Origin of the sequence: Bradyrhizobium sp. CCBAU 45394 (assembly GCF_028128655.1) — a bacterium.
Lineage (GTDB): Bacteria > Pseudomonadota > Alphaproteobacteria > Rhizobiales > Xanthobacteraceae > Bradyrhizobium > Bradyrhizobium diazoefficiens.
Genome location: NZ_LBIX01000012.1, coordinates 65,236 through 85,911 on the forward strand (window position 1 = coordinate 65,236; position 20,676 = coordinate 85,911).

Consider the following 20,676-nt stretch of genomic DNA (forward strand, 5'->3'; position numbering starts at 1 on the left):
GATTCGTAGTCATATCCCGCTGGAACGTGGACGACAAATCCAGGCCGGGCCGAGCTCCGAGATGAGCGCGACACCTCTACGATCGTGATGCGCGGCGGCGGGCCAGCTGGTGCAACACTGTATCGAAAGCCGGGATCGCTCCGGTCTCGCGGAGCCACGTGTCGGTCAGCTCCCTGAGCTCGCCCGGCGTCAGGCCGAACTTGCGGCGAAACGCCCGGATGAAGGTGGAGTCGCTGCTGAACCGCAAGCCGACAGCGAGGTCGATTAGACGTTTGTCCTGCGCCGCCGGCGACAACAGCCGCTGAAAGGCGAGATTGAGCCGCTGCTCTCTCACGTAATGCGCCAGCCCGCCATCTGCCTCGAACAGCCGGTAAAGCGTCGCGCGCGAAATCTGGAAATGGCGGCAGAGCTCGCTTACGCCGAGCGCGTCGGTCTCGAGATTGTCCGCGATGCGGCGCTTGATCATTGCCAGATAAAGATGTCGCTCGGCCCGCTCGACGCCTTCGGCGATGTCGGCCGTACCGCCCGCAGCCGCGGCAACGATGTCGGCGATGGCCTCGATCGTGGCCTCGACGCTGCCCGCCTCTGGCTCAGGCGGCAGCGCAAGCGCTGCGTAATGGCTTGCGAGCAGGCGCGCGTGAGGGTGGTCTGACGGCAACAGGGTAGCCGTCGCCGAATCCGGATGCGCGAGCCGTGGCGCCAGCATCGACCGTTGCACGATGATTGCCATCAGGTGGGTGCGTCCGCTACCGCCGCGAAACACCGTCCGGTTCGGCTGCGCCATGTCGAGCAGGCAAATGTCACCGGGCCGCAACGTCACCTCGCGGCGACCGGAGCTGAACCGCATCTCGCCTTCGATGCAGAGGGTCATCTGATAGTGGTCGAGGCCGCCGCGTGCGATGTGCGCAGGCGTCCGGTCGTATTCGAGGTCCGTGGCGCGAGAATCGACCAGCAATGCGTTGCCGGCCATCACTGTCGTGGTGGTGATGTGGAAATCGTTCTCGTCGGTGAGCGCAATGACATCGCAGATGTCCACGGTCATCGCGCGCAACTGTCTCAGCGCGCTCGGCCCGTGTTCGGGGTCGTCCGCCAGCATCGTCTTGTTCACCGCCGTCTCGTCCGCATCACGCCTCGACGAGGTCGCGCGCCTTAATGTTCTGAGCCCGGCAGCAGACCAGCATCGCCCCCGCATGTAGCGGTTCGGCAACGAGGACGCAAGCGACGTCGGACGATGAGGGCGTTCGACGAGGCTGCGGGCGCGCGGCCTCGATGTGCCGCACATGCATCACTGTTCACCGAAATCCACGCCTGAGACACCGGGCACATTGTGCAGGTGTCCAGTCTGCTAACGACGCGTCGAGATCACCAGCGTTGCCACGCAGCTTGCGTCCGAGGCTCTTCGTGACGACCAGATTGCGTCCGCCCTCGTGCCTGTCGATCGGGCAGACGAGCCTTCGGCTTGGTGCACGCCGGTGTGCAGCGCTCGCAAGTGTTGCGGTCATGGCATCGTTCTTCGGCCTGTCCGGTGCGGCGCGCGCAGCGACGCTGGTGGTGACCTCTACGGCCGACAGCGGCGCCGGCAGCCTGCGGGGGGAGATCGCCAGCGCCACGAGCGGCGACACCATCCTGTTTCAGGTCAGCGGTACCATCACGCTCCTGAGCGAGCTGCCGATCATCACCAAGAACATCACCATTGACGGCAATGGTAACAACCCGACCATCAGCGGCGCCGGCACCTACCGGCCGTTCTTCATCGGCGATGCCGGGACCACCGGCTCGACCTATTCGGTGACACTGAAGAGCCTGACCATCGCCAATGCGGTGGCGCAGGGCGGAGCCGGTTTGGGCTCCGGTGCCGGCGCCGGACTCGGCGGCGCGGTCTTCGTTTCCAGCAACGGCGCATTGACCTTGTCGAACGTCGCCGTCTCGAACACGCAGGCCAAGGGCGGCGGCGTCGTGGACAACTTCGGAGAGGTGGGCGGCGGGGGCGGCATGGGCGGCAAGTCCTATCCTCTGACTCCGGCTGGAGGCGGTGGACTATTCGTCGGCTCGGACGCCAACAGCTCGGGCACTACCGGCGGTTCGAGCGGTGGGGTGCATAACGGCGGTAGTGGTCCCCAGACCGGAGGCGCCGGTGGTTTCGCCAGCGGTGGCGGCGGTGGCTCGTCCGGCGGGGGGCCCGTGGCTGGAGGCGCGGGCGGTTTTGGCGGTGGCGGTGGCGGTGCCAATGCGGGCGGAGCAACAACGGGCGGTTCGGGCGGCTACGGCGGCGGAGGTGGCTCGGCAGCCGGATTGTCCACCTCGACCGGCGGTGCCGGCGGCTTCGGGGGAGGCGGCGGCGGCGGGATCACGGCTGCCGGGAGCGGCGGCTTTGGCGCCGGCAATGGCGGCAGTGGTGGGACCGGATCCAACTCCGGTGGTGGTGGCCTCGGTGCCGGCGGTGCCATCTTCGTGCAGAGCGGCGGGACGGTGGCCGTTCAGGGCGATCTTTCGCAAACGACGAGCAGCGTTTCGGGCGGCACGGGCCTCAACGGCGGCGGCAACGGCTCGGCCTTCGGCTCCGGCATCTTCTTCCAGGGCACCGGCGGGACGAGCACCGTGCTCGGCTTTGGCTCTGGCAACCAGTCCATTGCCAATGGCATCACCGACTATATCGGCTCCGGCGGCAGCAATCCCGGCGGCGGGACCAACGCCGCCGACCAGGGCGGCAGTGTCGCGATCACCAAGAGCAATGGCGGCACGCTGACGCTCTCGGGCGCCAATACCTATAGCGGCGGCACCACCATCAACGAGGGCACGACGCTTGTCGTCGGCAATGGCACCGCGCTTGGCAGCGGCGCCTTGACGCTCAATGGCGGCACGACGGGCGTGACCGTGAACTTCAACGGCAGCTTCAGCGTCGGCAACAACATCGTCGCGACAGGTGATCCCACCTACAACGTTCTCACCGGCAACACGGTGAATCTCACGGGTGTTCTGTCCGGCTCCGGCGACGTCGTCGTCAACGAAGCGAACGGTTACGCCGGAACGCTGATCCTGTCCGGGGCCAACACCTACAGCGGGCCGACCATTGTGGACGCGGGCACGCTGCAGGCCGGATCGACCAGCGCTTTCGGCAGCAATTCCGCGGTCACGGTCGCCGGCGGCGCCGTGCTCGATCTCGCCGGCTTCTCGAATGTGATCGGCTCGCTCGCAGGTGCCGGCACGGTCAGCAACAGCGGCGGCGCCGCCACGCTGACCGCCGGTGGCGACAACACGTCCAAGATCTTTTCGGGGACGATCCGCGACGGTGCGGGATCGCTCGCGCTGACCAAGACCGGCGACCTTCCAGGCGCTGCCGGGCGCGAGCTTCGTCGTCAACGGCGCTGCGCAGGCTCGCGACTCCGCGCTCACCACGGCTTCCGTGGAGATGAGCTGGCTGAGCGGCTGGTCCGCGGCGGCGAGCTTCGAAGGCGAGTTCTCGAACGTCACCCGCAGCTACGCCGGCAAGGGCAGCGTTCGCTACGCCTGGTAGGCCGGCGACTGCGTCACGCGCTCCTCGCGGGCCAGGGCACGACCTGTCCCGACATCACCAGCCGGTCGCGGCCGCTGTCCTTGGCGGCATAGAGCGCGCGGTCGGCGGCCGCCACCAGCGCGCTGGAGTCGGTCGTGGTCTCGGATGGAAACGCCGTCGCGCCGCCCACACTCGCGGTGACGAGCCGCGAGGGCGGATTCTGTGCATGCAGCATGGCGAGGTCGCGCAACGCACCGCGAATCTCCTCGCCGACCCTGGCGCAGCCGTCGGCGTCGGTGTTAGGCAACAGCACGGCGAACTCCTCGCCGCCGTAGCGCGCCGCGAAGTCGGCCGGCCGCCGGGGATGAGCGGACAGGATCCGCCCCAGCGCACGCAGGCAGCCGTCGCCGGCCAAATGTCCGTAATGGTCGTTGAACGCCTTGAAATGATCGACGTCGATCAGCAGGAGCGAGAGTTGGGTGCCATCGCGGCGGGCGCGGGCCCATTCGTCCGCGAGGCGCTCATCGAATGCGCGCCGGTTGGCGAGCCCGGTGAGGCCGTCGGTCGCCGCGAGCGAGGCGAGCTTGTTCTGCAAGTCCTTCTGCTCGGTCATGTCGCGCACCACCGCGACGACGCCGTCGATCTCGCCGCTGTCGGACGCCCGGGTCACGTGCAGGGCCGACTCGGCCCAGATCTCGCCCTTGTCGCGATGGCGCTGACGGTAGACGAACCTCGCCTCCTCGGCCTCGCCATTCTTCAGCGCGGCAATGGCCTGCTCGACCCGTTCCATGTCCTCCGCGTGAACCCCGGCCACGGCCGACGTCCCCAGGAGTTCGTCGGAAGACCAGCCGATGATACGCGCGCATGACGGAGAAACGTAGATCAGCCGGTTGTCCAGTCCGATCCGGGTCACCATGTCGCTGGATTGCTCGGCCAGCAGGCGGAAATGGGCTTCCTTGGCGATCAGAGCCTGCGCCATGCGCTGCCGCTGCAAGAGCTGACGGACCATGTAAAAGCCGATCGCCGCGATCAGCAGGACGAGGCCGACGACAACGGTCATGCGTGCACCCGCCGCGCGGCGCCAAGGGGCCAGCACGTCGTCCTGCGACTTGCTCGCCAGCACCATCAGGGGATAGCGGCTGCTGCGCTGGTAGTAGCTGAGCCGCTGCACGTTATCCAGCGGCGACTTGAAATAGTAGACTGCCGCAGCCGGACGGCTTTTCCATTGCTTGAACAACGGCGCGTTGGACAGGTCGCGTCCGACGAAGGCGCCGCTCTCGTCGTGACTGCGCGCCAGCATGATGCCGTCGTTGTTCAGCAGCGACGCCGAGCTGTGCGGACCGAGGTCGAAGCGCTCGTAGAACTTGACGAAATAGCTGACGTCGATCGTGAGCAGGGCAACGCCGGCGAAGCTGCCGTCGGGGTGATTGACCCGGCGAGATGCGGTGATGATCCACTGGCCGCCGGCCCGACTCTTGACGGGGCGTCCGATCAGTGTGCCCGGATCCGGCGAGTCGCGATGGCGCTGGAAATATTCGCGGTCGCTGTTGTTGAATTTGGAGAAGTCGACCTGCTCGGTCGTGGCAAGCCAGCGGCCGGTCTCGTCATAGACGAAGATGCCGCGGATGCGGTCCGATGATTTGCGGGTCGGCAGATAGGTCTGGAGCTTTGCGATGGTGTCCGGACCCGTTCCATCGAGCTCGAGCCGATGGACCAGCCCGACGAGGATGGTATCGACGAGTTCGAACGTGTCGTCCGCATGCTGGATCAGCGATTGCGCGAGGTTGGTCACGTCGATTTCGGCGGTCCTGAGCTCGGCATTGCGCGTTTCCCATTCGCGCCAGCCGCTCAGGCCCAGGATGGCGAAGCAAGTCAGCATGACGAAACCCGCCGCCCAGAGCGGAAGACGCGTTTTCCCGAGGTCGCGGCCCGTATTCATCAGGCTTGCTCCATTTCGGTGCAAACCTCTCACTTTCGCCTTAACGGCCTGTTGCGTCATCCGCGCTGATTGTGCGAATCCCGTATTCGGCCGGAACCGGTCCTCGATGTTTCGACGGGTTATCGTCGGCTGATGTTAACCACGCTGACCTCACGCCGGATCCGCCCGGCGTTCCTGCCTCACTCCTCCAGCGTAAACCCGACGCGCAGCGTCACCTGGTAATGGCGCACGGCGTTGTTCTCGATGTGGCCGCGCGTCTGCACCACCTCGAACCATTTCATCTCGCGGATGGTCTTGGCGGCGCGGCTGACCGCGTTCTTGATCGCATCCTCGATCGAGGTCTCGGACGATCCGACCAGTTCCAGGATCTTGTAGACGTGATCTTTCTCGGCTGTGGGCATGGCGCGTCTTCCCCTGTGCTTTGACGGGCCCGGATACCGCTCCCGCAGTGTATTCGAGAGCGTTGGGCCTCTAGATTGAACGGACGCCCGCGCTTCGGGTTCCGTGCTCCGTGATGGCCCGCATGCGCCAGCCAAGGTGGAGCAGGCCGCGCCCGCGAGTGTTGCCGCGGTGAAGAAGAGATAGCCGATGCCGACCGACAGAAATGCGAGCGGCGCCGTCAGCAGTCGTATTGCGGTGGATTGGTCCAGGGCCTGAAGCCATATGCCGCCGGCGACCTCGAACCTGACGGAGCGCCGGCCCGCCCACCGCTGGTTCCCGGTTTGTGCAAGTGCACGAAAATATGGCTCCCGCCTGCGGGCGGTACCCTCAAATTCGTGCGCCGCCGCATGGCCGCTCTTGCTCGCGCCAATGCGGGCGCGTTAGCCTCAATCCGCTTCCTTATACCTTCGATGTGCAGCGATGATCGGCCGTTGGACGAAGAGCGCTCTGGTCGCAATCAGTCTGTCCGCCGTGCCCGCGATCGGCGCAGTGCAGGACGATCTCGACGGCGCGCCCGGCACCATGTCGCTGCAAGTGACGACCGATCCGTCGATGATCGAATGCCGCAAGCTCGAAACGGTCAATCCTGCCTCGCTGATGTTCCTGCCGTTGCGGCGGACGTTCAACGAGGATTTCGACGAGCACCCGCTGTCGGGCGGACGCTGGGTGCCGCACTATGCCGGCGGTGCGGCGTGGCCGGAGGCGCGCTATTGGGGCGGCGACGGCTCCGACTTCAAGCGCAAGACCAGCGCCAATGGCGAGCAGCAGATCTATGTCGATCCGCGCTACACGGGGCGCGCATCGGCGCCGCTCGGGCTTGATCCGTTCAAGGTGAAGGACGGCGTGCTCTCGATCGTCGCGAGCCGCACGCCGCAGGAATTTAAGTCCGTTCTGTTCAACAACGAGTACATCTCCGGGATCCTGACCACGCAGGGCAGGTTCGCGCAGAAGCACGGCTATTTCGAAATCCGCGCCAAGGTCCCGGTCGGTCATGCGGTGTGGCCTGCGTTCTGGATGCTGGCGGACGACGGCGGCTGGCCGCCGGAGGTCGATGTGCTGGAAGGCCGCGGCGAGCGGCCTGGCGATCTCGTGATGACGACGCATTGGCGGATTCCGTCGACCCAGAAGATCCAGTCCTGCGGCTTCGACTTCGCGGTCGGCGACGCTTCGAGCACATTCCACAATTACGGTGTGCTGTGGGAGGAGGATCGCCTGGTCTACTTCATCGACCGCAAGCCGGTCTCCGACATCAAGGTGCCGATCGGCTTTGACGATCCCATGTACCTGATCGTCAATCTCGCGATCGGCTCGAAGTTCTTCGTCGGCGTCGGTCCCGTCGATGCGCAATCGCCGCCGAGCGTCGCATTCGAGATCGACCGGATTTCCGCCTATCAGATCGATATGGAGCAGGCGCGGAGATAGATATGTCAGCGGATTTCTCGCGGCGTCATTTTGCCAAACTGGCGGGCCTTGCCGCGTTGGGAGCAGCGACGGGCGTCGGCGCTGCGGAGAGCGAAACGCCAGCATCGGCCGGGCGCGGTGCGCCTTTCCCCAAGGATTTCCTATGGGGCACGGCGACCTCTTCCTACCAGATCGAAGGCGCCGTCAACGAGGACGGCCGCGGCAAATCGATCTGGGACGTTTTCAGCCACACGCCCGGCAAGATCGAGGACGGCTCCACCGGCGACCGCGCCAACGAGCACTATCACCGCTACAGGGAGGACGTCGCGCTGATCAAGGCGCTCGGCGTCAAGGCCTACCGCTTCTCGATCGCTTGGCCGCGGGTGTTTCCTGATGGGACGGGTCAACCCAATCCCAAGGGGCTCGATTTCTACAACCGCCTCGTCGACGAGCTGCTTGCGAGCGGCATCGAGCCTTATGCGACGCTCTATCACTGGGACCTGCCGCAGGCGCTCCAGGACCGCGTCGGCGGCTGGCAGTCGAGCGACACCTCGAAGGCCTTTGCCGACTACGCTGCGTACGTCGCCGCACGCCTGACCGATCGCGTCAAGAACGTCTTCACCGTGAACGAGGTCGGGCGCTTCGTGAATTTCGGCTATGGCTGGGGCATCGACGCGCCCGGCCTCAAGCTGCCGGCGGTGCAGCTGAACCAGGCCCGCCATCACGTCGCGCTGGCGCACGGGCTTGCGGTGCAGGCGATTCGCGCCTCGGGGCGCGCCGGCACAAGGGTTGGCGCAGCCGAGAACATCGCGGCCTGCGTGCCGGCGATCGCAACGGCGGAAAACATCCGTGCCGCCGAGATCGCGACGCGCGAGCTTAATGCCGGCTTCCTCGGCGTGGTGCTGGAGGGCAGATATACCGACGGCTTCCTCGCCTACGCCGGCGCGGACGCGCCGAAATTCACCGCCGAGGAGTTGAAGATCATCGGTGCGCCGACCGACTTCGTCGGCCTCAACATCTACGCGCCGCAGTTCTATGTCACCGCCTCCGACCGCGCGCCCGGCTTCCACGTGCTGCCGTTCCCCACCTCGTTCCCGCACATGAATTCGGAATGGCTGCGGGTCGGCCCCGAAGTGATCTACTGGGCGCCGCGCCTTGCCGCGAAGATCTGGAACATCGAGACCATCTACATCAGCGAGAACGGCACCTCGTCCGAGGATAGGATCGCCGCCGACGGCCAGGTCTACGACCTCGACCGCATCATGTTCCTGCGCAACTATCTGACCCAGATGCAGCGCGCCGTCGCCGAGGGCGTGCCGATCCGCGGTTATTTCCTCTGGAGCCTGATGGACAATTTCGAGTGGATTTTTGGCTACGGCAAACGCTTCGGCCTCTACCGGGTCGACTTCGAGACGCAGGCGAGGGTCGCGAAACTGAGCGCGGCGTTCTATCGCGACGTGGTGGCGAGGAACGCGATCGGGGTTTGAGGTTGCGCGCCGACCCTACGGATCCAGTTCGGTATCCCAGTAGAGATAGTCCAGCCAGCTGTCGTGCAGGTAGTTCGGCGGGAACATGCGGCCGTTGCGGTGGAGCTGGTGCACGGTCGGCGCGAAGGCGCTCTGGCGCGGAAACATCTTGGCTTGCGCAGGCGTAAGGTTGCCCTTGCGCAGATTACAGGGCGAGCACGCCGCGACCACGTTTTCCCAGGTGGTCTGGCCGCCCTTGCTGCGCGGGATGATGTGATCGAAGGTGAGGTCTTCGGGCGAGCCGCAATATTGGCAGGCGAAACGATCGCGCAGGAAGACGTTGAACCGGGTGAAGGCGGGGTGGGTGGTCGGCTTGACGAAGGATTTGAGCGAGACCACGCTTGGCAGCTGCATTTCCAGCGTGGGACTTCGGACCGCCTGATCGTAATGCGCGACGATGTTGACGCGGTCGAGGAACACCGCCTTGATCGCGTCCTGCCACGACCACAGAGACAGTGGATAGTAACTCAGCGGCCGGAAGTCCGCATTCAGCACCAACACCGGCCAACTGCCTTGCGAGACATGTGCGTTCAAGTAACGCTCCCGGCCTCCATGTACGCTGCGAAGCAGCATGTATTGACATACTACATGCAGCGTGACGGGATTGTGAAGCCCGTTGAGCGACTTATTCAGGCGCAGGCAATGCGGCGGCGGGGTGGCAAAAGCGCTCAAAAACGCCGCGATTCGGGGCGGGGCCGGCAACTGGCGCGGAACCGCCTTTGGCGGCGCGTCGTGGCTTGCCGCGGCGGCTACTCCCGTACCCGTTCCAGCTTCTGCAAGCACCGGGTTGCGCGCACGACGGCCGGCATCTCCTGGTCCGGGAAGCTTGTCGCCCAGTTGGTGACACCGACCTCGCCGACGTAGATGTCGCCCTTCGAGTCCAGCGCGATGCCGTGGGGGGCCAGGAATTTGCCGCTGGCCACACCCGGACCTTCCTCGCCGCCGAGCCGCGCGATGTGATTTCCCTTGGCGTCCACGATCGACAGCCGCGGGCCGAGATTGGGCACATTGCGGTTGATATCGAGGCCGGGGCCCAGCTCGCCGATCACGAAGGTCGGGCTCCTGCCGCCGCAGCAGCACAGCGCGCAGGGCCGGTGCAGGTTGTTCCACTGCGTCTCGTATTTGCCCTCGCCATTGAACACCTGCACGCGATGGTTCTCGCGGTCGGCGACGTAGACCCAGCCATCGGAATCGGTGGCGATGTTGTGCACGATGTTGAACTGGCCGGGGTCGGTGCCGGGCTCGCCCCAGCTCTTGATCAGCTTGCCGTCCGGCGTGAACTTGTGCACGCGCGCATTGCCATAGCCGTCGGAGACATAGATCTCGCCTTTCGGCGACAATGCGGTGTGGGTGCAGCGGTGGAACGGCTCGCCGCTCATGAACGGCGCCGGCTTTGCGGGGATCCCGATCGTCAGCAGCACCTTGCCGTCGCTGGTGCATTTGCGCACGGTATGGTCGCCGTCGTCGGTGCAGTAGAGATTGTCGTCGGCATCGATGTGCAGGCCGTGCGCGCGCGAGAACAGGCCCTCGCCCCAACTGCGCAGGAAATTGCCCTCGCGATCCAGCACCACCATCGGATGGGCGCCGCGGTTGAAGACATAGACGCGGTCGAGGCTGTCGACCGCGACCGCGGCGACGTCGGTGAGCTGCCAGCCGTCCGGAAGTTTCGCGAAGTTTTCGACGACGCGGTAGCGGTGCTCGCCGGTGCCGAGAATGGCTGGCATTGGGTTTCTCCTCTTGTCATTCCGGGGCGCGCGTAGCGTGAACCCGGAATCCATCGGGCCGCATATCCCGGGGGTAGATGGATTCCGGGCTCGCGCTACGCGCGCCCCGGAATGACGTGTGTGTTACCTTGTATCCACCTCACGCCCCAAAATCCCTTCCTCGATGGCCTTGATCTGGAGCGCGAGATATTTCGAGTTGATCCGGCACTGCGCGAGGCTGCCGGCGATGAACCAGAGGCCGGGCTGCTTCGTGCGCGCATACATGTTGCGCAGCTCGAAGCCTTCGCCAAATCCCCAGACCGGGCCGACGCGATCGGCGACGCCATCGCCGAACAGCTTTCGCACCAGATATTCCTGCGGCTTGTAGCCGGTCGAGAGCACGATCAGGTCGGCCGGAATGGTCGTGCCGTCCTTCATCCGAACGCCCTCGGCGACGAAGCTTTCGATGTCGGAAAACTGCCTGAGCTTGATCGCCCCCTCGGCGATGAGGTTGGAGCAGCCGACGTTGAAACAATAACCGCCGCCGCGGGTGAGGTATTTGAACTGCCAGCCGGTGCCGGCCTCGCCGAAATCGAGCTTGAAGCCGACGCGGGAGAGGCCGTCGAGCAGCTCCCTGTCGAGCTCCTTCGACTGCTCCGTCAGCATCACATGGGTCTTCTTCGCCAGCGGCGTCGGCATCGAGGTCGCGATCAGATCGTTGTCCTCGAGCGTGCCCTCATTGTAGGTCGCATAGGCCAACTGCGCCGACGGCTCGATATTGGTGACCAGCGTCGGCGAGCGCTGCACCAGGGTCACCTCGGCGCCGCTGGAGTGGAGGTCTTGCGCGATGTCGTGGCCGCTGTTGCCGGTGCCGATGACGATGGCGCGCTTGCCTGTCCAGTTTTCGCCGTCCTCGTAGCGGCTGGAATGCACCAGCGTACCCCTGAAATTCTCGAGCGTTGGGATGTGAGGAACATTGGCGATGCCGCTGACGCCGGTCGCCATCACCACATGGCGCGGATACATGGTGCGCTTGCCGCCGTCCGCGCGGCGCAGCGTGACGGTCCAGCGGCCTTTCGCCTCGTCGTAAGCGCCGCCCTCGAACTCGGTGCCGGTCCAGAAGTTCAGCTCCATGGCATCGACATAGGCTTCGAACCAGTTGGCGAGCTTGTCCTTGGGGATATAGACCGGCCAGTTCGCAGGGAACGGCATGTAGGGCAGGTGATTGACCTGCACTTGGTTGTGCAGGGTGAGCGCGTGATAGCGCTTGCGCCAATTGTCGCCGATCCGCGCCTCGCGATCGACGATCAAGGTATCGACCTTCAACTGCTTCAGCCGTGCCGCGATGGCGAGCCCGGCCTGGCCGCCGCCGACCACCAGCACGGCCGGGTCGCGATCGGCGTAGTCGCGCGACGTGTTGCGCTGGTCGAGCCAGTTCGGCCCGCGGAAATCGCGCGAATAGGCCTGGCCGCGCGGCCGTGACGTGCCGAGCTGTTCCTCGAAGCCTTTGAGTTCGTCGAGCGCGGTCAGCAGCGTCCACGCCTTCAACCGGTCACCGTCGGTGCTATCAGGCACGAGCCGCAGGATGCCGCTGCCGCGGCCGAGCGCGGTCTCGAAATTGAAGATGGCTTCGATGTTGCTGGTGCCGGCGCGCGTCACCCAGCGCGGTGGCGCACGGTTCGGTGCGATCTCGAAATGGGTCGGTGCAGCCCCGGACGCGAGCGCGGCCAACGCCTGCGCGATTGCGCTGCGGCCGGCCAGCGTTTGCAAGTTCCAGCTCAGCGCCAGCACATCGCGCCAAAAGCTGTCGGGGAGGAAGAGGAGGTCCAGCGCGGTGGCGGGTTCCGGGTTGCCTAGCGCGCCCGCGAATTCATCGAGCCAGGCCTGCGCGGCGACGGAAATATCCTTCGTCCTGTCCAGCATTCGCGACCTCGTGGCCGTCTTCGCGGCGTTTCCTCTGGAGCATGATCCGGAAAAGTGTGTAGCGGTTTTCCGAAGAGATCATGCTCCAATAATAATAGAGGTCGAACGCTATACTGGATCAGCCGATGTCAAAAGCGCTTTACCCGAGCAGCGAGAGCATATGGCCCTGCTCGGGCGGAATGCGCCCCTTCAACGTGTCGAGATAAATGCGCTGCACCGCCTCCGGCCCGCGGCTCTCGATCACACGCAGGCATTTCTCCAGCAGCGGCGCGAAGCCCGACCATGCCGCGCCAAAGCGCTGCTCGATGCCGCCAGGCCCCCAATCCTTCGTCCGCTTGCGAATATGGTCCGGCGCGAAGAACCAGCGCGGTTTTGCGCCGGGCAGGGCTCCTTCGTCGGCCTCGGTGGCGCGATGTGTCAAACCGACGCGCACCGAGCATTTCATCTGGTCGCCAAAATGCCGGTGCAGTTCGGCGCGCAGGGCGCTGCTGCCGGCCATGTCGACGAAGGCGACCGGCGCATTCGATGGCAAGGACGTCACGCGGTCATAGGTGACGACCTCGTCGTAACATCCGAGCGACGTCACGAAGCCGGTATTACCGGCTGAGGTCAGGCCGATCACCTTGCGGCCGCGTGTGTGCAACAGATGCGCAAGGCCGAACGCGGTCTTACTCGAGGCGCTCGACAGCAGCACGGTCCGCGCGCCAAAATCATCGTTCTCGGCGAGGAAGTCGTCGACCAGGAACGACAGCATGAACAGCGGTCGCAATAGCGCCTGGTAGTCGCCCTGCCGGCCTGCGTAGGCGGGGTCGCCGGTGACGCGGGAGTAGAGATTGTAGACCGGCGCCACGCCTTGCCGATGCGCAGCCCCGTCGCGCAAGCCGCGCTTGCTGACGTCCGTGGCTTCGATGACGAGATGTGTCGCCATCGGAAAATAGCCGAACAACCGCTCGCCGGCGGCGACGCCGGGATGTTTCGAGGCGATCACCTCGCCAAAACCCCATACCGGAATGTTGCCAAAACCCTGCGGCGCCGGAAAGATCTGCCAGTATTTCAGCTCGTCGCCCATCACGGCATAGGTGATGTTGTTGGCGGTGAGCGCGAAGCGCTCGACCTTCACCAGCAGCGCATCCGCCGGCAGCGCGGCTGCATCCGGAATGGCGGTCTCGATCAGCTTGCACTGCTCGAGATCGTTGCGCGCAACGACGAAGTCGGTCGAGGTCATGGCGAAGGTCCCGGCTTTTTTCGTGCCGGCATCTTCTCTTTCACCTGTGAGGGCTTTGCAACAGCAACATTGTTTAAAACGGCGTTCGCCTCGCCCGCGAGCACGCCCTCGCGTTTCTTCACCGCGCGGTAATAGCTCCACCACAGATGCGCCGCCGCGCCGCGCAGCGGACGCCAGGGTTCGGCGAGCGGCACCATCTGCTTCTCCGTCGGCCGTGCCTGAAGGCCGAGGCCGATCTTGATGCCCTCCTGCACCGCGAGGTCGCCGGCCGGCCAGGCATCGCCATGGCCGAGGCAAAACAGGAGATAGACGTCCGCCGTCCACGGTCCGATGCCGGGCAGCGAGATCAGCGTGTGATGCGCGGCGTCGGCATCTTCCTCGGCGAGCACGTCGAGGTTCAGCCGCTCCGCCGTGATCTCGCGCGCAAGATGTTTCAGCGTCTTGATCTTGGCGGCGGACAGGCCAAGCCGTCCCAGCCGGTCGGTGCGCGCGCGGCCCACCGCCTCATGATCGAACGGATCTAACGCGGCCGACAGCCGTCCCCAGATCGCCGCGGCGCTGGCGGTCGAGAGCTGCTGCCCGCAGACGATATGCGCGAGCCCGGGGAAGCCCGGTTCGCGTCGCCGCAAGGCCGGCATGCCCGCAGCCGCAAGCACGGGCTTGAGCCGAGGATCGCGCTTCACCAGCGCGTGGACGGCCTCTTCGAGATCGGACTGGGTTTCGAGGTGGATGGTCATTGTGGCCTAACTCGTCATGCGCGGGCTTGCCGTCTCTGCTAAAGCTGCGCTGGCCCAATACCGAAAAGCCCGTTGATGCCTTCGGCGTAGGCGGGACCCGCGCATCCATCTCCCATCGTAACAGAGTCATGGAAGATGGATGGCCGGGTCAAGCCCGGCCATCACGAGATCCTGTCATATGTCGCCACCCGTTTTCCGATTTGCTCCGAGCCCGAACGGCTTCCTGCATCTCGGCCACGCCTATTCGGCGTTGCTCAACTTCGACCGCGCGCGGGAGGCCGGCGGGCGGCTGTTGCTGCGGATCGAGGACATCGATGCGACGCGCTGCCGGCCTGAGTTCGAGGCGGCGATCTACGAGGATCTCGCCTGGCTCGGCATTGCCTGGGAAACACCGGTGCGCCGGCAGTCGGAGTATCTTTCCGATTACCGCGCCGCGCTGGAAAAGCTCTCTGCGCTCGGCCTCGTCTATCCCGCCTTCGAAAGCCGCGCCGAGATCGCAAGACTTGTGGCCGCGCGCGAGGCCGATGGGCCGTGGCCGCGCGATCCCGACGGCGCGCCGCTGTATCCCGGAGACGCCAAGTCGCTGTCCGCCGGCGAGCAGGCGCGGTTGATCGCATCCGGCGCGCCCTATGCGCTCCGGCTCGACATGGCGGCCGCCTGCCGGCGCGTTGCCAGTCTGGCCTGGAATGAGCTCGGCGAGGGGCCGGAGGGCGAGAGGGGCGTCGTTCCCGCGCGGCCGGAGGCCTGGGGAGACGTGATCCTGGCTCGCAAGGAGACGCCGACCAGCTACCATTTGTCCGTGGTCGTCGACGACGGCCTCCAGGGGATCAGCGAGGTGGTGCGCGGCCAGGACCTGTTTCACGCCACCTCCGTCCACCGCCTGCTGCAAACCCTGCTTGGCCTGCCGGAACCCGCCTACCGCCACCACGACCTGATTCGGGATGAGGCCGGGCGGAAGCTGTCGAAATCGAGCCGCTCGACCGGCTTGCGGGAGTTACGCGACGCCGGTGCATCGCCCGTCGGCATCCGCGCTCTGGTGGGATTAGGTGAAGTTTCTCTGGGGTTTAGCCAAACACCGCCGTGACTCCAGGGGTTCCGCCGTGCCATGCTCGACTAACGGCCCGGGGGTTCGAAGGGGATACTTCGAAGGGGAATTATGGCGGCGAAAACGCGCCCAGCGCGCACTACGCGGACGTCCAGGCGATTGCCTCGGAAGCGGTCCGGGGCGGCCGGAAAGGTGCGCAAGCGCACCACCAAAGTGGTCGCGCCGGACGTGGTCCAGGCGGCGCTTGCCGCCTTTGCCCATGAGGTCCGCACGCCCCTGACCGGCATTCTCGCGATCAGCGACCTGCTCGCGACCTCGGATCTCGGGGAGCGGGAGCGGCGCTGGGCTGACACCATCAAGGCCGGTGCCGAGCATCTGGCGAGCCTCGCCACCCTGTTCGTGGACGCCGCCCGAAGCGGCAAGGGGGCCGGGAAGGGTGGCAGCGCGCTGCGGCAGGATCTGTTCGACCTGCGGGCGCTGGCCCGCAGCGCCGGCGATTCGCTCGCCGGGCGCGCCGCGGCCAAGGGCCTCCAGGCCCAGGTCGAGCTCTCCGAAAAGCTGCCGGGGCTGGTGGTCGGCGATCCCGTCCGCCTGCGCGCGGCACTTGAGAACCTCATCGACAATGCGGTGAAGTTCACCGACCAGGGCGGCGTGGCGCTCGTGGTCGCGCCTTGGCGTCCGGCCAAAGGCAAGAAAAACGACAAGATGAAGGGCAGGGTCGGCGTCGCCTTCGCGGTGTCCGACAGCGGCATCGGCCTGACCATGGCCGAGATCAAGCGGCTGTTCCGCCCGTTCACCCAGGCCAATGTCACCATCGCCTCGCGCTTCGGCGGCGCGGGCTTGGGGCTATCCTCGGTGAAGCAGCTGGCGCGCGGGATGGGTGGCGACATCTCGGTCGCACCGCGGCGCGGCGGCGGCGCCACCTTCACATTGACCGTGTCGCTGGACGCGACGGGATCGCCTAAGTCCCGCAAGGCGAAGGGCGAAGCCGAGGCCGATGCGGCGGCCGCGCTGCGCGTGCTCAGCGTCGAGGACAATCCGTTCGGTCGCGTCGTGCTCAACACCATTTTGACCGAGCTCGGCCATCATGCCGAGTTCATCGGGCGCGGCGAGGACGCGGTGAACCGGCTCGCGCAGGGGGCCTTCGACGCGGTGCTGATGGACATGGTGCTGCCGGGCATCGACGGTGTCGAGGCTATCCGACGGATCCGCACCATGCCGGCGCCGCTCGCTCAAATACCCATCATCGGCGTCTCCGGGCGCGGCGAGGACGAGGCGGCCTCGCGCGAGGCGGGCGCCGACGCCTTCCTGGTCAAGCCCGTGTCTCCGCGTGCTTTAGCGACTGCGCTGCTTGAAGCGACACGCCGTGAGGTAGCCGCGACTTGATGATCGCGGCGTTGAGCTCGCCGCCGTAGACGAAGATCGCGGCGATGAAATACAGAAACACCAGCGCGATGATCACCGAGGCCAGCCCCGCATACATCGTCACGTAATTGTTGGCGAAGCGCGCCAGATATTGCCCGAACACGATGCCCGAGATCAGCGACGCCACCATGGTGAAGACGATGCCGGGCAGGATCTGGAGGAAGCTGCGCCGCCCCGCCGGCACCCACGCATGCAGGATGATCAGCGCCACCACCAGCGCGCCGATGGTGATGCCGTAGCGCAGCCAGGTGAGGATGCTCTCGTTGGACTCGACGAACAGCGGGATGTGGCGTCGCGTCGCTTCGATGATGAGTGGGCCGAGCACGATCAGGAACGCCATGGCAAGCGCGGTGAAGGCCGCAACCAGCGTATAGCCGATCGATTCCAGCCGCAGCCAATACCAGCGCCGCATCTCGACCACCGCATAGGCGCGGTTGAGCGCGACGCGGAGCGCCTCGACGCCGTTCGAGGCGAAATAGACCGACAGCGCCGCGCCGATGGTCAGCACGCCGGTGCGGGTCGTGGTCAGCACGTCGTGGATCTCGCCGGAAAGGCTGTCGGCGACCTGCTTGGGCCAGACCTCGAGCATCAGGCTGGCGGCCTGGTCGGCGAGCTCCTTGGAACCGAAGAAGCCGGCGAGCGAGGTCAGCACGATCAGGAACGGGAACAGCGCCATCAATGTCGACAGCGCGATGTGGCTCGCGATCGCCCAGCCGTCGTCGGCCAGGAACGTGTAGAACGCATCCATCACGACGACGTAGATGTAGCGGATGGCTTTCACGGCTTGCCCCGGCGCATACCATCTCCCCGCTTGCCGGGAGAGGCAAAGAAGACAGGCGACCTATGCAGATCAGAAATCATCCAGCTAGCTTCTGATATTATTGGCTTAAAAGCCAGATCGGCGACCAACCCAGTCGTCATTCCGGGGCGATGTGACGGGACCGCGCAAAGCGCGACCCGGAGCATCGAGCCCGGAATCCATTTCGCCGCGCGTGACGCTGCTTGATGGATTCCGGGCTCGCGCCACCGGGCCGCGTTGCCGACCCGTTGGCGCGCCCCGGAATGACGGGTGGGGGGAGATAGCGGACCGGCGCGCACGGTGTTATCTACCCCCGATGGCATCTATCCTGAGTACTTTCATTCTGCCGGCGGCGGCCGGTGCCGTGGCGTTGGTGCTGCTGCTCGGTCTCGTCAACATGATGCGCGGCGGCTCGCCCAACACCTCGCAGAAGCTGATGCGCTGGCGCGTGCTGCTGCAGTTCGTGGCGATTGTCATTGCCATGATCGCGGTCTGGGCGATGGGGCGTTGAACATGGTTGTGCTGAATCGCATCTATACGAAGACTGGTGACGACGGCACGACAGCGCTCGGCTCGGGCGAACGCCGTCCGAAGTATGATTTGCGCATCGAGGCCTATGGCACGGTGGACGAGACCAATGCCGCGATCGGCGTCGTGCGTCTCCATACCCATGATGCGCCCGAGTTCGATGCGATGCTCGGCCGCATCCAGAACGACCTGTTCGATCTCGGCGCCGACCTCGCCGTGCCCGAGCGTGAGGGCAAGGTGGAACGGCTGCGGGTGGTGGCAAGCCAGGTCGAGCGGCTCGAGCACGACATCGACGCGCTCAACGACAAGCTCGCGCCGCTCACCTCCTTCGTGCTGCCGGGGGGAACGCCCGCTGCCGCCTACCTCCATGTCGCACGCACGATATGCCGCAGGGCGGAACGCGTGATGGTGGAACTGGCGGCCCAGCCGGGCGAGCCGGTCGGCGCTGCTGGTATCCAGTATATGAATCGCCTGTCGGACTTCCTGTTCGTGGCCAGCCGCACCGCCAACCATAACGGCGCCGGCGACGTGCTCTGGGTTCCAGGCCAGAACCGCTGACCCATTGGAGCGGCGCATTTCTAAGGTCTAAAATTTGGCCCCTTCGCGCGTTGACCGGGCCGGGTCAGGCCTTTAGGTTCCGCGCCAGTTGATAACCCCCCTCCCAAATTGAGTGAAAGAGGATCGATGAAGGTCTTAGTGCCGGTAAAGCGGGTGGTCGATTACAACGTCAAGGTCCGCGTCAAGGGCGATGGATCGGGCGTTGAACTCGCCAACGTCAAGATGTCGATGAACCCGTTCGACGAAATCGCGGTCGAGGAAGCGCTGCGCCTGAAGGAAGGTGGCAAGGCCACCGAGGTCGTGGTGGTTTCCATTGGACCGGCGCAGGCGTCGGAGACGATCCGCACCGGTCTTGCCATGGGCGCCGATCGCGGCATCCTGGTGAAGGCCGAGGGCACCGTCGAGCCGCTCGCCGTCGCCAAGATCCTGAAGAAGGTCGCTGAGGAAGAGCAGCCGGGCCTGATCATCCTCGGCAAGCAGGCGATCGACGACGACAGCAACCAGACCGGCCAGATGCTGGCCGCGCTGCTCGGCTGGTCGCAGGCGACGTTCGCCTCGAAGCTCGAGGTCGATGGAAGCGACTTCAAGGTCACCCGCGAAGTCGACGGCGGTCTGCAGACCGTCAAGCTGAAGGGACCGGCGATCGTCACAACCGACCTGCGTCTCAACGAGCCGCGCTATGCCTCGCTGCCCAACATCATGAAGGCGAAGAAGAAGCCGATCGCGGAGAAGACCGTCGCCGATTACGGCGTCGACGTCACTGCGCGCCTCGAGGTTCTCAAGACGACCGAGCCGGCGGGCCGCAAGGCCGGCGTCAAGGTCAAGGACGTCGCCGAGCTGGTGTCGAAACTCAAGAACGAAGCCGGGGTGCTCTGATGACGACGCTTCTGATTGCCGAACACGACAACGCGTCGTTGAAGGATGCGACCAACAAGGCCCTGACCGCGGCCGCCGCGCTCGGCGCGGACGTCGAGGTGCTGGTGGCCGGCGAGGGTGCCAAGGCCGCGGCGGATGCCGCCGCCAAGCTCGCGGGCGTGAAGAAGGTGCTGCTCGCCGATGGCGCGCTTTACGCGCACGATCTTGCCGAGCCGCTGGCCGCGCTGATCGTCTCGCTGGCCCCGTCCTATGACGCGATCGTCGCGCCCGCGACCTCGCGCTTCAAGAACGTGATGCCGCGCGTCGCAGCCCTGCTCGACGTCATGCAGGTCTCGGAGATCATCAAGGTGGTCGCCCCCGATACCTACGAGCGTCCGATCTATGCCGGCAACGCCATCCAGACGGTGAAGTCGAAGGACGCCAAGAAGGTCATCACGGTGCGGACCTCCACCTTCGCCGCAGCGGGCGAGGGCGGCAGCGCGCTGGTCGAGAGCGTTCAGGCTGCGGCCGATCCGGGCCTGTCGTCGTTCGTTGGCGAGGAGGTCGCCAAGAGCGACCGTCCCGAGCTGACCTCGGCGAAGATCATCGTCTCCGGCGGCCGTGCCATGCAGAGCCGCGAGAATTTCGCCAAATACATCGAGCCCCTCGCCGACAAGCTCGGCGCCGGCGTCGGTGCCTCGCGCGCGGCGGTGGACGCCGGCTATGCGCCGAACGACTGGCAGGTTGGGCAGACCGGCAAGGTCGTGGCCCCCGAGCTCTATGTCGCGGTGGGCATTTCCGGGGCGATCCAGCATCTGGCCGGCATGAAGGACTCCAAGGTGATCGTGGCGATCAACAAGGACGAGGACGCGCCGATCTTCCAGGTCGCCGATTACGGCCTGGTCGCCGACCTCTACCAGGCGGTTCCGGAGCTGACGGCCGAACTTGGCAAGCTCGGCAAGTAAAAGCCGTTCAAAACACCGGCCGGAGGTATACACTCCGGCCGGTGTTTCATTTTTGAGGCGTTTTCTTTGGCGTGGGGCACGCCGGGGGAGCGATCCAATCTAGGTTTCGAGCC

Annotated in this window: 17 protein-coding genes and 2 pseudogenes; 10 read left to right on the forward strand and 9 right to left on the reverse strand. The window is 65.6% G+C overall.

Annotated features, from left to right (window positions below):
- Nucleotides 1-76: 76 nt before the first annotated feature.
- Nucleotides 77-1,108 (reverse strand): helix-turn-helix domain-containing protein, encoded by a 1,032-nt coding sequence (locus WN73_RS07480; protein ID WP_028173559.1) that lies wholly within the window; start codon nucleotides 1,106-1,108, stop codon nucleotides 77-79.
- 884 nt (nucleotides 1,109-1,992) lie between these two features.
- Between WN73_RS07480 and WN73_RS44525 the strand changes: the two are divergent.
- A pseudogene (locus WN73_RS44525) lies at nucleotides 1,993-3,060 on the forward strand (autotransporter-associated beta strand repeat-containing protein); the annotation flags it as partial.
- A 259-nt stretch (nucleotides 3,061-3,319) separates the two neighbouring features.
- Nucleotides 3,320-3,514: pseudogene (locus WN73_RS44530) on the forward strand (autotransporter outer membrane beta-barrel domain-containing protein); the annotation flags it as partial.
- 13 nt (nucleotides 3,515-3,527) lie between these two features.
- Here WN73_RS44530 and WN73_RS07490 read toward each other — a convergent pair.
- On the reverse strand, nucleotides 3,528-5,432 hold the full coding sequence (locus WN73_RS07490) for a sensor domain-containing diguanylate cyclase (RefSeq protein ID WP_271552208.1): 1,905 nt from the start codon (nucleotides 5,430-5,432) through the stop codon (nucleotides 3,528-3,530).
- 179 nt (nucleotides 5,433-5,611) lie between these two features.
- Nucleotides 5,612-5,833, reverse strand: a complete 222-nt coding sequence (locus WN73_RS07495) for a dodecin (protein ID WP_011084181.1) — start codon at nucleotides 5,831-5,833, stop codon at nucleotides 5,612-5,614.
- 460 nt (nucleotides 5,834-6,293) lie between these two features.
- On the opposite strand from WN73_RS07495, the gene WN73_RS07500 reads away from it, so the two are divergent.
- Both WN73_RS07500 and WN73_RS07505 read left to right on the forward strand, forming a co-directional pair.
- Nucleotides 6,294-7,295 carry a glycoside hydrolase family 16 protein gene (locus WN73_RS07500; RefSeq protein WP_271552209.1) on the forward strand — a complete coding sequence of 334 codons (1,002 nt, stop codon included), beginning with the start codon at nucleotides 6,294-6,296 and terminating at the stop codon, nucleotides 7,293-7,295.
- A 2-nt stretch (nucleotides 7,296-7,297) separates the two neighbouring features.
- Nucleotides 7,298-8,761, forward strand: coding sequence for a GH1 family beta-glucosidase (locus WN73_RS07505; RefSeq protein ID WP_271552210.1), 1,464 nt, complete (start codon nucleotides 7,298-7,300; stop codon nucleotides 8,759-8,761).
- A gap of 15 nt (nucleotides 8,762-8,776) precedes the next feature.
- Here WN73_RS07505 and WN73_RS07510 read toward each other — a convergent pair whose 3' ends face one another.
- The 5 genes from WN73_RS07510 to WN73_RS07530 all read right to left on the reverse strand — a co-directional run bounded on the left by WN73_RS07510 (nucleotide 8,777) and on the right by WN73_RS07530 (nucleotide 14,388).
- Complete coding sequence (locus WN73_RS07510; RefSeq protein ID WP_028173554.1) at nucleotides 8,777-9,334, reverse strand: HNH endonuclease; 558 nt, start codon at nucleotides 9,332-9,334, stop codon at nucleotides 8,777-8,779.
- Nucleotides 9,335-9,549: 215 nt separating this feature from the next.
- Nucleotides 9,550-10,524, reverse strand: coding sequence for a peptidyl-alpha-hydroxyglycine alpha-amidating lyase family protein (locus WN73_RS07515; protein WP_028173553.1), 975 nt, complete (start codon nucleotides 10,522-10,524; stop codon nucleotides 9,550-9,552).
- Nucleotides 10,525-10,647: 123 nt separating this feature from the next.
- Nucleotides 10,648-12,426: a flavin-containing monooxygenase gene (locus WN73_RS07520; protein ID WP_271552211.1), complete on the reverse strand. Its 1,779-nt coding sequence runs from the start codon at nucleotides 12,424-12,426 to the stop codon at nucleotides 10,648-10,650.
- A 139-nt stretch (nucleotides 12,427-12,565) separates the two neighbouring features.
- The gene (locus tag WN73_RS07525) at nucleotides 12,566-13,651 is read right to left on the reverse strand and encodes a DUF2855 family protein (RefSeq protein WP_028173551.1); all 1,086 of its coding nucleotides are present in this window, start codon (nucleotides 13,649-13,651) and stop codon (nucleotides 12,566-12,568) included.
- On the reverse strand, nucleotides 13,648-14,388 hold the full coding sequence (locus tag WN73_RS07530; protein WP_011084189.1) for a DNA-3-methyladenine glycosylase family protein: 741 nt from the start codon (nucleotides 14,386-14,388) through the stop codon (nucleotides 13,648-13,650). The genes WN73_RS07525 and WN73_RS07530 overlap by 4 nt, the downstream gene beginning before the upstream one ends.
- A gap of 178 nt (nucleotides 14,389-14,566) precedes the next feature.
- Between WN73_RS07530 and gluQRS the strand changes: the two genes are divergently transcribed.
- A complete protein-coding gene (gene gluQRS, locus WN73_RS07535; protein ID WP_271552212.1) occupies nucleotides 14,567-15,472 on the forward strand; it encodes a tRNA glutamyl-Q(34) synthetase GluQRS in 906 nt (301 codons plus the stop codon).
- 72 nt (nucleotides 15,473-15,544) lie between these two features.
- On the forward strand, nucleotides 15,545-16,819 hold the full coding sequence (locus WN73_RS07540; RefSeq protein ID WP_271552213.1) for an ATP-binding protein: 1,275 nt from the start codon (nucleotides 15,545-15,547) through the stop codon (nucleotides 16,817-16,819).
- Here the strand turns inward: WN73_RS07540 and WN73_RS07545 are convergent.
- On the reverse strand, nucleotides 16,746-17,639 hold the full coding sequence (locus WN73_RS07545; protein ID WP_011084192.1) for a YihY/virulence factor BrkB family protein: 894 nt from the start codon (nucleotides 17,637-17,639) through the stop codon (nucleotides 16,746-16,748). The genes WN73_RS07540 and WN73_RS07545 overlap by 74 nt on opposite strands.
- 334 nt (nucleotides 17,640-17,973) lie before the next feature.
- Here WN73_RS07545 and WN73_RS07550 point away from each other — a divergent pair, with 334 nt between their 5' ends.
- From WN73_RS07550 to WN73_RS07565, 4 genes are all read left to right on the forward strand, one after another.
- On the forward strand, nucleotides 17,974-18,168 hold the full coding sequence (locus WN73_RS07550) for a twin transmembrane helix small protein (RefSeq protein ID WP_027544319.1): 195 nt from the start codon (nucleotides 17,974-17,976) through the stop codon (nucleotides 18,166-18,168).
- A 2-nt stretch (nucleotides 18,169-18,170) separates the two neighbouring features.
- Nucleotides 18,171-18,743, forward strand: coding sequence for a cob(I)yrinic acid a,c-diamide adenosyltransferase (locus WN73_RS07555; RefSeq protein ID WP_271552215.1), 573 nt, complete (start codon nucleotides 18,171-18,173; stop codon nucleotides 18,741-18,743).
- Between the two features lie 126 nt (nucleotides 18,744-18,869).
- Complete coding sequence (locus WN73_RS07560) at nucleotides 18,870-19,619, forward strand: electron transfer flavoprotein subunit beta/FixA family protein (protein ID WP_271552217.1); 750 nt, start codon at nucleotides 18,870-18,872, stop codon at nucleotides 19,617-19,619.
- Nucleotides 19,619-20,563: an electron transfer flavoprotein subunit alpha/FixB family protein gene (locus WN73_RS07565; protein ID WP_271552219.1), complete on the forward strand. Its 945-nt coding sequence runs from the start codon at nucleotides 19,619-19,621 to the stop codon at nucleotides 20,561-20,563. The genes WN73_RS07560 and WN73_RS07565 overlap by 1 nt, the downstream gene beginning before the upstream one ends.
- The last annotated feature ends 113 nt before the right edge of the window (nucleotides 20,564-20,676 follow it).